Raw genomic sequence first — 13,988 nt, forward strand, 5'->3', positions numbered from 1 at the left:
ACATTAACTTAATAAAAGCTAATGCGTTTTAAGTGAGATGAATAAAGAAAAACGTTACCAAATACTTACTCGCTTGCGCGATGACAACCCACATCCTGAAACGGAGCTTGAATATTCAAGCCCGTTTGAGTTGCTAGTTGCCGTAACACTCTCAGCACAAGCCACCGATGTAGGGGTAAATAAAGCCACCCGTAAACTCTTTCCGGTTGCTAATACACCGCAAGCTATTTTAGATATTGGCCACGACACACTGCGTGATTACATTAAAACCATCGGTTTGTTTAATTCCAAAGCCGCTAATGTTTACAAAATGTGCCAAATACTGGTTGATCAGCATAACGGTGAAGTGCCTGAGAATCGTGAAGCGCTCGAAGCCCTGCCTGGCGTTGGCCGTAAAACAGCCAATGTGGTACTGAACACCGCTTTTGGCTGGCCGACAATTGCAGTTGATACGCATATATTCCGTGTATCAAACCGTACTAAGCTTGCCATGGGTAAAGACGTGGTAGCCGTTGAACAAAAGCTTGAAAAAGTGATCCCCAAAGAATTTAAAGTAGACGTACATCACTGGCTCATTTTACATGGACGTTATGTTTGTACAGCCCGCAAACCAAAATGCGGCAGTTGTATAATTGAAGACTTGTGTGAGTTTAAAGATAAGACTGAGTAATGTTTAGACTGCTTTGATACGATAACGGACATTAGCATCAATAGTTTTCAGAGATATTTTTAGTATCCATTAAACGTAGAGCTATCATCATCTTGACAGTCAACTAAGCCGCCACATTGATCATATAAACTTTAATTAAAAACACCAGTAGAAACTAAGACTTCACTTTAGAATTCATTACTCTAAGATATATAACCCTAATCATGATGAAATAAGGCAATACGTTTTCTATTATTATGAAAAATCTATTATCCATCCGCTCCTATAGCACAAAGCCAGTTCGTCACTCACATCAATTTAATCAGTTGGTTCTACCTTTACGTGGTGTCATAAATATATGTGTTGGTGATTTCAATGGAAAAGTTGCACCAAGTGAATGTGTTGTAGTTAAAGCCAACGAAGAGCACCTGTTCACTGCAAACACTGAAGCTAGGTTTGTAGTCGTAGATATGAAAAATCTTCCGCTAAATATTTCATCTTCACAATGTATTGTTTTTGCAATTAACTCATCTCTTAGAAGTTACTTAACTTTTATCGAAAACCAACTAGAAAACAAAGTTAATGCTCAATTAGAACAGGCGATGTTCGAAATGTTCAGCTTACTGCTGGCAGAGCAAACTTTATTACCAAAGGTAGATAGTCGCATTGGTACAGCAATATCCTTCATAGAGCAAAATATTGCAGAGCAGCTTCAAATTAAATGTTTAGCTGAATCTGCTTTCCTGAGTGAAACACAGTTTAAGAAACTATTTAAAATACAAACAGGTATGACCGTGATGAAGTACGTAACAAAACTTCGAATGGAAAAAGCCCAAGCATTACTTACGCATACAGATTATCCGTTACCAATTATTGGTGAAAAAGTAGGTTATAAAGAACCCTCGGCCTTTAGCCGAAAGTTTTCACAATACTTTGGTCTATCACCAACAAAATTCAAAAAGTAAACTTAGTCGGAATTGTTAACTATTGCGTCTTAATTGTTAAAAACACCCTACATAATTAGCATACTATTTCTATATTGAAGTTATTATAAATAAGTCTCATTGTGGAAAATCATCACGGAAGTTTTAAAGGTGTAATGGCGATTATTGTTGCTAGTTTCTTGTGGGGGACAACTGGTACTGCTGCAAGCTACTCCCCAGATGTAAGCTCTTTGGCTATTGGTGCATTCTCTATGGGGATAGGAGGAGTGTTACTTGTAATCACAGCTCGAAAAAAGCTACTTATAGATTATAAGCTGATGCTCGAACAGCCTAAAATATTTCTCTTAGGTGTCACTTCTGTCGCTATTTACCCATTAGCATTCTATACCTCAATGCGCTTATCAGGTGTTGCCATTGGTACTGTAGTATCTATAGCCACTGCACCTTTTTTTGCTGGAATCCTTGAACGTCTTATTAGCAAAAAGGACATTTCATTGCAATGGATGTTGAGCTTTGTCATTGGTGCTATAGGTATTGCTCTGTTAACTTTAGGTAAAGACCAGAGTAATAATAATGCTTACAGTATCAATCAACAGGGTTTGGGGATTATTTTAGGTTGTATTGCTGGTTTAACTTATGCAGGTTATTCATGGGCGGCAAGGTGTTTAATTGAAAGTGGCGTTCACTCAACATCGTCCATGTCTGGGCTATTCGGTTGTGCTGCACTACTGTTACTTCCTTCATTATGGTTTACGGGTGATAACTTATTTTCAAGTTCATCTAATGCTTTCGTATCTTTATATATGGCAATAATTCCAATGTTTTTAGGATATTTATTATTTGGTTTTGGCTTGAATTATATAGATGCAAGTAAAGCGACATTAATCACCTTAATTGAACCATTAGTTGCAACTGTTTTAGCTATAGTCATTATTGGGGAAAAATTTAAAGTAATAGGTTGGGCAGGCGTAGCTTTAGTATCACTATGCCTATTGATGCAAACAATCAAACCTCAAAAAAACTAAGGTTAGCCGTCAAAACAATGTAGATATATAGCCCTAAATATGCTCCTGAATTTGCTAAGGCTTAATGTCAGCATATGGCTAAAAGCAGTACATGGGTTTTCCTTTTGCTATCTACCTTAATTATCTTTTGGCTGGCCCACCATCGCTGTAGATACGCATATATTCCGTGTATCAAACCGTACTAAATTTGCTATGGGTAAGAACGTGGTTGAAGTAGAAAAGAAGCTCGAAAAAGTAGTGCCTAAAGAGTTTAAAGTAGATGTACATCACTGGCTCATTTTACATGGACGTTATACCTGTGTGGCGCGTAAGCCAAAGTGTGGCAGCTGTATAATTGAAGATTTATGTGAGTTTAAAGATAAGACTGAATAGCTCCCACCTGTTAAGATACGAAAGCGGACCTTAGCTTTGGCTTACCCAGTGTCATGTTGCGACATCGCTGGCTTAAGTTGTGTCGATTTCCACCCAAAAAAGAACAGATAGGTAGCAAACTGATCTTTTAAATAAATTAACCACAAGATGTGCTTAGTAACTGTCTTCAGTAAATTAATGTTACATCTATATTCTTGCAGGGGATTATGAAGCAACCCCACTCTTGAACGATAAAAAAGCTAAATGTGCTGCCTTACCTGAACTGTAATTATCTAGATGACTCATCTTGTAACCTGCGTACAATAAACCTTCAAAAAATAAAAACCCCAATCAACACAGAAGTGCTTACTTAATAACCCCTCATCTTTCGCAAGTTTTATCAATTCTCGTATCTCGTTATCTTGCTGTTGTATACGAACTTGAAGCTTTTCACTTTTCTGAAACATCTTCTCGAATTTTTGCAAAAAAGCGAATTCCTCGTATAACGGCAAAGTATTTTCGAATACAAGCCTAATAGCATCCAATGAGTCTTTAGCTTTATTTTCAACGGACATATTTACTTCATCAAAGCGGTCTAAACAATATAACGCAATCTCTTCTTGAAGCGCTTCCTTATGCTTAAATTGGCGGTACACCGTTGCTCTACCAACTTCAGCCCTTTTAGCCACGTCAACTAGCGTTGAGTCCTCGTTTTGAATAAACAGTTTTAACCCCGATTGAATAATTTTTTTTCTCGAATTATTTGTTCTTGCATCCATTTTATGAGACAGCCTTGTATCATCTATTAAGTTCCATTGTGATACAGCAATGTCTCAAAAGTTAAAAATGAATTCTGTGGAGCAAGAGAGTGAATAGACTAATCGGTATTGACTTTGCAAGAGCGTTAGCGCTCTTTGGTATGGTTATTGTCAACTTTAAGTTAGCCATGAACGCCGATATTGGCACACCACAATTAATAGAGTTTGCGGCTCTATTCGAAGGTCGGGCTTCGGCTTTGTTTGTTATATTAGCGGGTATAGGTATTGCGTTTTTAACTAAAAAATGTGTTACCAGTGAATCACTTGAACACATCAAGCAAGTAAGAACCTCTTTGATAAAAAGGTCTGTTTTACTACTTTTGATTGGCTTGGCTTTTACACCTATTTGGGAAGCCGACATCTTGAAATTCTATGCATTCTATTTTTTGATAGCTGCATTATTATTTACTCTTAGCAGCAAGAAACTGCTCAGTGCATCTATCGGTTTTGTTTTTGCATTTCCATTAATGTGGCTATTCTTTGATTACGAAAAAGGATGGGATTGGCTTGAGCTTAGTTATTCTGGTTTTTGGACAAATGAAGGAGTGATTAGACACCTTTTCTTTAATGGTTATCACCCAGTTTTACCATGGTGTGGTTTCTTGTTATTTGGCATATGGTTGGGTAAACAAGATTTATCCAATGCTAATGTAAGGAAGTCTTTGTTTACATGGTCTTTAAGTATTTTACTTATTGTAGAAGCAAGCTTCTATATGCTGAGAATGTGGGCAGGAGATGACCCGTCTATTGGCATGTCAAAAGATGAAATTGAGTTTTTGTTAACCACGTCAATAATACCGCCGTTGCCACAATATATGTTTTCAGCTGCAAGCTCTGCCGTTCTTGTTTTGCTGGTTTCTCTAAAACTAGCAAGTGTATTTCCTACCAACCGGTTAATTGAGTGGCTAAGCAAAACTGGGCAGTTAACGTTAACTCTGTATGTAGCACATGTCATTATTGGCATGGGAATTCTTGAGGCAACTGGCTTACTCGTTAATCAAACCATAGACTTGTCAATATTTTCCGCATTGGTCTTTTGCATAATTAGCATAATTTTCAGTGTGTTTTGGCTCAAGTATTTTAAACACGGGCCTTTAGAATGGATTTTTAAAAAATGCACTTAGTAGGCCAAAACATTGTTCTAAAAAACTAAAACTATTGAGACTGTTAGCTGTTTAATTAGGGTAAATAATGCTATGTCGATAGTAACAGTCAGGAAGTTAATAAAAGCATCCTATAGGTATTACCTTTTGCATCTACTTTTATTATCTTTCGGCTGGCCGACTCAAACCTTGATAAGTTTGCTATGGGTAAGAACGTTGTTGAAGTAGAAAAGAAGCTCGAAAAAGTAGTGCCTAAAGAGTTTAAAGATAAAGCAGAATAGATCCGTAAATAAAAAACGTTCATTTAGCACGATTGTTGGTAGTGTTTAGAAATCTGTGTCATTTCAGTATTATTAAGAAAACAGGAGTGACACATGACTCAATCTTTCGACTTCAACAAAGCATTAGCTGAACTTCAAGCTGGTAAAGGCCTTACTGGCGAAGACGGTGTTCTAACACCATTAATTAAACAACTCACCGAAGCGGCTCTTAAAGCTGAATTAGAGCAGCATTTAGAATCTGAGACCGAAGTTAACCGTAAAAATGGTTCAACCAAAAAAACAGTTAAGTCATCCATAGGTCAATTCGAACTTGAAACGCCCAGAGATCGTTCAGGTTCGTTTGAACCTCAGTTTGTTAAAAAGAACCAAACCAAGTTAACGCCTGAAATTGATGAGAAAATCCTATCTATGTTTGCTTTAGGTATGAGCTACCGAGATATTCGAGGCCACATACAGGATATGTATGGCGTTGAGGTATCAGAGGCCACCATCACTGCCGTAACAGACCAACTGATACCAGAGCTTAAAGCATGGCAAGCGCGCAGCTTAGACACGCTTTACCCGTTTATCTGGCTTGATGCCATTCATTATAAGATTAAAGAAAATGGGCGCTACGTGAGTAAGGCTATTTATACCGTACTAGGTGTCAATATCGAGGGCCGCAAAGAGTTACTTGGTTTATATATCTCTGAAAGTGAAGGGGCTAACTATTGGCTATCAGTATTAACAGATTTACATAATCGTGGTGTATCCGATATTTTAATTGCCTGTGTTGATGGACTAAAAGGTTTCCCTGAAGCAATAGCAACAATCTATCCTGACGCCGAAGTGCAGGAGTGCGTTATTCATCAAATTCGTAATTCGATGAAGTATGTTGCTTCAAAGCACCAAAAAGAGTTTATGGCTGACTTGAAACCCGTTTATAAGGCAGCCACTAAAGATGCAGCAGAAGCCGCTCTCGCCGAATTAGATGCCAAATGGGGCAAGTTATACCCTATCGTTATCGAGTCTTGGCGTCGTAAATGGGGCAATCTGTCGGTTTACTTCAAGTATCCAGATTACGTGCGTAAAGCTATTTATACCACAAATGCAATTGAAGCTGTACATCGTCAGTTTAGACGACTCACCAAGACTAAGGGAGCATTCCCTAATGAAAACAGCTTGATGAAATTATTGTATGCAGGCATATTGAATGCCTCGAAGAAATGGACAATGCCAATCCATAATTGGAATCTGACATTGTCGCAATTGGCCATCCACTTCGAAGGTAGGTTAGATGGTGTGCTAGATATTTAGCAACTTAGGCTGACACAGAATTCTGAACGCCCTCCGATTGTTAATACTAAACCTCAATTATCAGGCTTATAAGAATAAGCTCAATGATTAATTCGTATTCCAGTGTTACTTTTTTGTTTATTCAAAGTAGGTGTCTAACTTTGGCACCTTTCATTTTTCATACCTTGTAAATCAATTCAAATAAAATCTGTTTATTCGTGATTTGCCGTAATTATTGGAACATTTTCAAAGTATTAATTTCACAAGCGTCAATCCTTTAGTTATGCTGTTGAGCATTATGAAATTTTATTACGAGAATTCCTATGCTACCAATACTTCGTATCTTGTTAATTGAGCAAGATCCAGTCACCTTACAAGAGCTTTCAACGAATCTGTCGAAGACTATTGTCAATTTTGAGCGAGATGATATTCATATCGATATTATTGAGCGTCTTGAGCTAAAACAAGCGTTGGACATTGTAGAGGAAGATGGTGATATTCAGGCTGTAGTGCTTAGCTGGGATTTGCAAAATAAGGTTGGCGAACGCACTTATAGTCGCTTTATCGAGCAGTTAAAAGGGATCCGCCTTGAGCTGCCTGTTTATGTTATTGGCGATGATACGAAGGGGCTTGAAATCGTTAATGAGTCGGAGGAGATTGAGTCTTTCTTTTTTAAAGATGAGGTAATTTCTGATCCTGAAGCAATTTTAGGCTATATGATCAACGATTTCGATGACCGCTCAGAGACCCCATTTTGGACTGCGTACCGCCGCTATGTTGGCGAAGCAAACGATTCTTGGCACACACCAGGTCACAGTGGCGGCTCGAGCTTTAGAAATTCTCCTTATATTAAAGATTTTTATCAGTTTTATGGTCGTAATGTGTTCGTGGGCGATCTGTCGGTTTCTGTTGATTCGTTAGGTTCATTGTCAGATAGTACTAATACCATTGGCCGTGCGCAAGAGTCAGCAGCGGCGACGTTTGAAGTCAAGCATACCTATTTCGTTACCAATGGGTCGTCTACCTCAAATAAAATCATCTTGCAGACATTGCTGCGTAAGGGCGATAAAGTGATCATCGACCGCAATTGTCATAAATCTGTGCACTATGGCATTTTGCAATCAGCGAGTTTACCTGTTTATTTGTCGAGTATTTTAAATCCTAAATATGGCATTTTTGCGCCGCCGTCGTTGGCCGATATAAAACAAGCGATAGAACAAAATACCGATGCAAAATTGCTGGTTCTCACCGGTTGTACTTACGATGGCCTACTGAGCGATCTGAAACAGGTGGTCGATTTTGCCCATCAACATGGTATTAAAGTATTTATTGACGAGGCATGGTTTGCTTACTCGCTGTTTCATCCAAGCCTACGATACTATTCCGCCATTCATGCTGGCGCTGACTACGTCACTCATTCGGCGCATAAAGTGGTATCGGCGTTTTCTCAAGCGTCTTATATTCATGTTAACGACCCTGATTTCGATGCTGATTTCTTTCGTGAGATTTACAGTATTTACGCCAGTACATCGCCAAAATATCAGCTTATCGCGTCGCTTGATGTGTGCCAAAAGCAATTAGAGATGGAAGGCTATAAGTTACTCAATGCTTTGTTGAACCATGTGGAAGAATTTAAACAACAGATGGCTTCACTCAAACAAATTAAAGTACTAGGTAAGCAAGACTTTATGGAAATATTTCCGCACTTCAGTGGTGATAACATGGGTCACGATCCGCTAAAAATTCTCATCGACATAAGCGAATTACCTTATTCGTTAAAGGATATTCATAAATACCTGCTGGATGAAATTGGCCTAGAAATAGAAAAATACACTCACAGCACCATCTTAGTGTTACTGACGCTTGGCGGCACGCGCTCAAAAATAATTCGTCTTTATAATGCGCTCAAAAAACTCGACAGCGGTAAAGTGAAGTTGTCAAAATCGACGCGACGATCTCGCTTGCCTGAAAACCTACCCGCTATAGACCTTGCGTGTATTCCAAGTGATGCTTTTTATGGCGAGCGCGAATCTGTGCCTATCGGTAAAAGTAACAACCGTATTTGTGCCGGTTTAGTTACCCCCTATCCGCCAGGTATTCCGCTTTTGGTGCCTGGGCAGCATATTACAGAGGAACACATAGAGTACCTTAAAGAGCTAGCAGGACAAGGTTTGACGATTCAAGGGAGTTTCGATGGTGAAATCTATGTTCTTAAGGGCAAAGTTAATAAGTAAAAATATACTTTAATACAGTCAAACTCCCCATAACTAAACAGCAATATCACATGATATTGCTGTTTAGTAGAGTAAAAAGCTGTTCCTCACACTCCAAAAATAAATGAAGCCAGAATGCAATGATACAATTGAAGAACAAAAAAGCGCTTACACTTCTGCGGATTGCAGCTCTCATTGTTACTCTTACTAGCATATACATTTTTGCCCCTTGGCAGTTTGCTTTATATTACTTTCACCCACTGCCCGCTAACGTTCAAACACAAACACAAGAGGCTATTGAACAAGGAGTCGATGGCATTATTGTGTATATTCATAAACAAGGGCAGCAACCTGAATATTTTGCAAATGGTTGGCATAATAGAGAGCACAAAATACCCGCTTACCCTAGTGCACTTTTTAAAATTGGCAGCATTCGAAAGTTATATGATGCAGCCGCTTTAACCAAACTTTCAGCCGCTGGACGTATTGATGTAGATAAAACACTGGCTGATTATCTTCCATCGTTAATTGGACGCATTGAAAACGCAGATAAAATAACACTACGAATGATGGTAAAACACAAAAGTGGCATACCCAATTACACAGACACTGATAATTTCGATTGGTCAATCACCTACCCTGACCCACTTGCATTAGTACTCGATAAACCCGCTGATTTTAGCCCTGATGCTGACTATGGCTATTCTAATACCAATTATTTGTTGCTGCGAAAAATTATGTCTAACGTGCTGGGTTATGATCATAACCAATATATTAAAGATGAAATTTTAACGCCACAGGGCCTAACGCATACGTTTTCATCTGTACATGAAATCAATTTAGTAGATTTGATGAGTGGTTACTACGTAGGTTATGAGAATGATTTTAAAGCACTCGATCAAGGCTATGTGGCAACCGCACAAGATGTAGGCGACTTTATTTTTGCTTTAAACAAAGGGACTTTTTTCGACGAACAAGAGCAAGCTTTGTATGCATCACTTTATAAGTATGAACACACAGGTTGGGTATTAGGGTATTCAAGCATTGCTCGTTATTATAAAGATATCGATACAGTCGTTGTGCAGTTTATAAATACTAATGGCGATGATACTGTGATGCTCACAGAAATAATTTATAATCGGATTATTGATATTTTAACTGCGCAGCAATAGTATTTAAAACTAGCTGCGTTATAAAAATTTATATGAATTTTAAAGAGGATTTAAATGCGTTTACTACACACCATGTTACGGGTTGCAGATCTAGATAAATCAATTGCGTTTTATACTCAAGTACTTGGTATGAAAGAGTTACGCCGTGCTGATAACGAAGAGTACCGCTATACCCTCGCCTTTGTAGGCTACGGTGAAGAAACTGACACAACAGTGCTTGAACTGACCTATAACTGGGATACCGACAGCTATGATTTAGGCAATGCCTATGGTCATATCGCGATTGAGTTTGATGATATCTATAAAGCCTGTGCTGATATCAAGGCCGCTGGCGGTAACGTAAGCCGTGAACCAGGTCCAGTAAAGGGTGGCACAACAGAAATAGCGTTTGTAAAAGATCCAGATGGCTACTCAATTGAACTTATTCAGAAAAAAGAAAATATGAATAAATTTTTGTAAATATATTTAATAGGTTTACTAAGCGGCTTTTTAATTATTTAAGCTTAACTCTGATACAATTTTAAAAAAGGTGCTGTATGCACCTTTTTATCGTAATTGACTATCTTTACTGCCACGCCGATTAAGCCCTTTAGAAAGTGCGCCTTTACCTTCTAGTTCAACTTGGCAGCTTACACAATACTTAACACCTGGTAACGCAAGTCTTCGTGCCTGTGGTATTGGTTCTTCACATTCTTCACATAGCTCGGCACTGGCTCCAGAAACTAAGTTACTTCTAGCATATTGCACAGCATCATTAACGCTGGCGTCGATTTGATCTTGAATTGCACCATCGCGTGCCCATCCACTTGCCATAAATCCTCCTAATAAGGTTGGATGTTTAAATTTATGTTACCAAATTGAATCTTTATAAGTACTGAATGATAAAGCTAGGAATGTGATGTTCTTTGAAGGCTAAAGCTGCAAAATTATATCTTAAGGAAAGGCGCTGTAGTTGTTCCTTGTAATCTATTTTCACAGAAAGTTTAAAACGCCCTACAATTAGGCAAAAAAAAGCAGCTAAAAAAACTGCTTTATAATTCTAATTATTTATTTAAATATTAAAGGCTATAATCAATAACCTTCATGCCTAATTTTTCAAGCTCTGGACGAAGTGTTTTAGCATCACCCACTACTAAATAAATCATATCTTTAGTATTTAAGTGTTTTTTAGCTAAGGCGTTAACTTCTTCTTTGCTAATATTGCTAACAATCTCATTTCTTTCTTTTACAAAGCTAGGTTTTAAATCGAACTCTAATATTTGTGCTAAAAAGCCAAGTTTTGCATTAGGCGTTTCGTATTTAAGCGCATCTTTTTGATTGATGGCTTTACGCATAAACATAAGCTCTTCGTCAGTGACACCGTTTTGAGCATAGTTATTAAGCTCATTAGTAAACTCTGTAATAGACGCTGCAGTAGAGTCGGCTCTCACCGCTGCAGAGGCTGTAAAGCCACCTGATGTTTTGTCACCCCAAAAACGAGAGCGAGCACCGTAAGTGTAGCCTTTATCCTCTCGTAAATTTAGATTGATACGACTGTTAAAAGTGCCACCAAATGCAAAGTTCATTAAGTTAGCTTTAAAAAACTCACCTGTAATGTCTTCAACCATATCGCGTTTACCAATACGAATTTCTGATTGAGGAGCGTCTGGTTTATCAACCAAATAAATGACATTAGTTTCGACTTTAGGTTCGCTGAAATCAACGGCAATTGGGCTCGATTTACCTTGCCAGTTTGCAAGTGCAGCTTTAACTTTTGGCTCAATTGTTGACTCTTTTAAATCAGAAACAATAATGACTTGCGCGCCCTGTGGTTTAAAGTTTGCGTTATAAAAAGCTTTAACGTCATCTAATGTAATAGCCTCAATACTATTAAGCGTTCCAGTACTTGGAAGTGCAGCTATATTGTCGCCATATAGTAATTTGCTATATGTATTAGATGCTAAATAACCTGCATCCTTCATTGAATGTTGAATATTTTGAATGATTTGCTTTTTATTACGCTCAAAGTCATCGGCATTGAATGATGGTTTAAATAACTTCTCTTCAACAAGCTTTAGCGTTGCATCTACATTTTTGGTTAAGCTAGAAACATACACATTAGTATGTGTTTTATCAGCGTATATGTTTACCTGGCTACCCAGTTTTTCAAGCGCATTACTCATTTGCTCCGTAGTGTAGTTTTGCGTTGACTCGCTCATTAACGATGCAGTCATTGACGATAAACCCACTTTACCAGCTTGCTCATTATACAAGCCACCCGGAACTTTAATAAAAATAGCAGTAGTTGGCGTTTCTATACTTTGAGTACCTAATATTTTAACACCGTTTTCGGTCTTAGTTTGCCAAAGAGTAGGAACATCAACAGCAGGATTAGCGCCGGCCTCTGGATGAACACTTCGGTCAAATGTATCAACAGCTCTTCGTGCCACTAAATCATCAGCTGAAGTTGTAGATGGACCTCCAAAATCATACGCTTTAGGAGTAAAGTTGTCTGGGGCAGCTATAAGTTGAGTTTGGCCTTCTGGCACAACACTCATAATAACGGCAGACTTACCTTTGATATATTGATTAAAAACACGCATAACATCGGCTTTTGTAACTTTGTTATAACGTGCAATCTCATCTTTAGCTGAGTTTGGGTTACCTGTGAACGTTTCAGATGCGGCTAGTTGAGAGACTTTTCCTGATACGCTTTGCAGACCAAAAATTGCACCTGACTCTATTTTAGCTTTTACTTTATCTAAATCATCTTGTGTAACACCACGCTTTTCAAATTCAGTAAATGAATCACGAATGATTTTTTCCATATCAGCTAACGTTTTTCCTGCTGTAGGATTAGGTAAAGCATAAAGGCTAATTGAGCATGCTAACTCTTGGCATGGATGATTTGCACTTGCTTGAACAGCAAGTTGAGTTTTAACTAGGTTTTTGTATAGTAGTGAATTATTACCTCCACCTAGTATTTCAGCAAGTATATCAAGAGGTGCTTCATCTTCAGAGCGAGCATAAGTCGTTGGGAAACTCATACTTAATAAAGGTAAGTGAACCTTATCTTCCATTGAAATATATCTATCGGCATCTAGTGTTACCGCTGTTTTTTCAACTTTAGGTATTGTAGGACCTTTTGGTATTGGTGCAAAGTATTTAGTAACTAATGGTAGTATTTCATTAGCGTTGATGTCGCCACCAATAGTAAGCGTTGCATTATTTGGTCCGTACCATTTTAAAAAGAATGCTTTTAAGTCATTTACATTTACGCGATTTAAATCGTCCATAAAACCAATTACAGGCCATGAATATGGATGGCCATCTGGATACATAGCTTGAGCAACACGCTCACCTAAACGACCATAAGGGCGATTATCAACACGTTGGCCGCGCTCATTTTTTACTGTTTCGCGTTGTACTTCAAATTTTTCTTGGGTTACAGCATCGAGTAAAAAGCCCATTCGGTCAGCTTCTAGCCACAACATCTTTTCTAATTGATTTACAGGTACTGTTTCAAAATAATTTGTTCTATCTGAGTTAGTAGTACCATTTAAAGTACCGCCTGCTTCAGATATTATTTTAAAATGTTCCTCATCAGCAACATTTTCTGAACCTTGAAACATCATATGCTCAAAAAAGTGAGCAAAGCCTGACTTACCCAACTCCTCGCGAGCAGAACCAACGTGGTATGTTACATCAACGTGTACTAAGGGATCTGAATGATCCTCATGTACAATTACAGTTAAACCGTTATCTAGTTTGTATTTTTTATACGGTATGTTGATTTCGCCTGCATTAGATTCCACTGATTCAATAAGTGTAACGCCAGGAATTGATGTTTCTGTAACAATATTTTTATCAACAGCTTGAGTTGAGCTATTACATGCAGCTAACCCTGATGCAAGTAAAACAGCAAGTGCAATTTTTGTGAGTTTCATTTTTTAGTCCATATTTAAATTAACTCTATGAGTTTAAAGACTAATTAAAAGTACAACAAGGAATATGGAGTGATTACAGCTTTGGTTTTGTAACAAAGTGTGAATAGAATGATATGAATATGAAGTATGAAATGAGGGTATTAATTTGTAGTTTTATTCTAATAACACTGCACGTCCTATCTAAGTAGTAAATGACATAGCTAAGAGATTGATACTCTTGATAACATCGTG

Annotated in this window: 11 protein-coding genes and 2 pseudogenes; 10 read left to right on the forward strand and 3 right to left on the reverse strand. The window is 38.0% G+C overall.

The window, feature by feature from the left end:
- Window positions 1–37: 37 nt before the first annotated feature.
- From nth to PSM_RS09410, 4 genes and pseudogenes are all read left to right on the forward strand, one after another.
- Window positions 38–670 carry an endonuclease III gene (gene nth, locus PSM_RS09395; RefSeq protein WP_013465287.1) on the forward strand — a complete coding sequence of 211 codons (633 nt, stop codon included), beginning with the start codon at window positions 38–40 and terminating at the stop codon, window positions 668–670.
- 236 nt (window positions 671–906) lie between these two features.
- The gene (locus PSM_RS09400) at window positions 907–1,614 is read left to right on the forward strand and encodes a helix-turn-helix domain-containing protein (protein WP_016900424.1); all 708 of its coding nucleotides are present in this window, start codon (window positions 907–909) and stop codon (window positions 1,612–1,614) included.
- Between the two features lie 134 nt (window positions 1,615–1,748).
- Window positions 1,749–2,618 carry a DMT family transporter gene (locus tag PSM_RS09405; RefSeq protein WP_013465289.1) on the forward strand — a complete coding sequence of 290 codons (870 nt, stop codon included), beginning with the start codon at window positions 1,749–1,751 and terminating at the stop codon, window positions 2,616–2,618.
- Window positions 2,619–2,741: 123 nt separating this feature from the next.
- A pseudogene (locus PSM_RS09410) lies at window positions 2,742–2,990 on the forward strand (endonuclease III); the annotation flags it as partial.
- A gap of 281 nt (window positions 2,991–3,271) precedes the next feature.
- Here PSM_RS09410 and PSM_RS09415 read toward each other — a convergent pair.
- Window positions 3,272–3,748, reverse strand: a complete 477-nt coding sequence (locus PSM_RS09415; RefSeq protein ID WP_013465291.1) for a TetR/AcrR family transcriptional regulator — start codon at window positions 3,746–3,748, stop codon at window positions 3,272–3,274.
- Between the two features lie 89 nt (window positions 3,749–3,837).
- Here PSM_RS09415 and PSM_RS09420 point away from each other — a divergent pair, with 89 nt between their 5' ends.
- The 6 genes and pseudogenes from PSM_RS09420 (at window position 3,838) to gloA (ending at window position 10,290) form a co-directional block, all read left to right on the forward strand.
- Window positions 3,838–4,911 (forward strand): DUF418 domain-containing protein, encoded by a 1,074-nt coding sequence (locus PSM_RS09420; protein WP_013465292.1) that lies wholly within the window; start codon window positions 3,838–3,840, stop codon window positions 4,909–4,911.
- A gap of 161 nt (window positions 4,912–5,072) precedes the next feature.
- Window positions 5,073–5,156: pseudogene (locus tag PSM_RS18745) on the forward strand (endonuclease III); the annotation flags it as partial.
- A 108-nt stretch (window positions 5,157–5,264) separates the two neighbouring features.
- Entirely contained in the window at window positions 5,265–6,467 is a 1,203-nt protein-coding gene (locus PSM_RS09425) for an IS256 family transposase (RefSeq protein WP_013463204.1), read from the forward strand.
- Window positions 6,468–6,769: 302 nt separating this feature from the next.
- Window positions 6,770–8,680 carry an aminotransferase class V-fold PLP-dependent enzyme gene (locus tag PSM_RS09430; RefSeq protein WP_013465293.1) on the forward strand — a complete coding sequence of 637 codons (1,911 nt, stop codon included), beginning with the start codon at window positions 6,770–6,772 and terminating at the stop codon, window positions 8,678–8,680.
- A gap of 119 nt (window positions 8,681–8,799) precedes the next feature.
- Window positions 8,800–9,831: a serine hydrolase domain-containing protein gene (locus PSM_RS09435; RefSeq protein WP_013465294.1), complete on the forward strand. Its 1,032-nt coding sequence runs from the start codon at window positions 8,800–8,802 to the stop codon at window positions 9,829–9,831.
- A 54-nt stretch (window positions 9,832–9,885) separates the two neighbouring features.
- Window positions 9,886–10,290: a lactoylglutathione lyase gene (gene gloA, locus PSM_RS09440; protein WP_013465295.1), complete on the forward strand. Its 405-nt coding sequence runs from the start codon at window positions 9,886–9,888 to the stop codon at window positions 10,288–10,290.
- 87 nt (window positions 10,291–10,377) lie between these two features.
- Here gloA and PSM_RS09445 read toward each other — a convergent pair whose 3' ends face one another.
- Both PSM_RS09445 and PSM_RS09450 read right to left on the reverse strand, forming a co-directional pair.
- Window positions 10,378–10,644, reverse strand: coding sequence for a DksA/TraR family C4-type zinc finger protein (locus tag PSM_RS09445; RefSeq protein ID WP_013465296.1), 267 nt, complete (start codon window positions 10,642–10,644; stop codon window positions 10,378–10,380).
- A gap of 245 nt (window positions 10,645–10,889) precedes the next feature.
- On the reverse strand, window positions 10,890–13,757 hold the full coding sequence (locus tag PSM_RS09450) for a M16 family metallopeptidase (protein WP_013465297.1): 2,868 nt from the start codon (window positions 13,755–13,757) through the stop codon (window positions 10,890–10,892).
- Between the last annotated feature and the right edge of the window lie 231 nt (window positions 13,758–13,988).

The sequence above is a fragment of the Pseudoalteromonas sp. SM9913 genome, assembly GCF_000184065.1.
Taxonomy (GTDB): domain Bacteria; phylum Pseudomonadota; class Gammaproteobacteria; order Enterobacterales; family Alteromonadaceae; genus Pseudoalteromonas; species Pseudoalteromonas tetraodonis.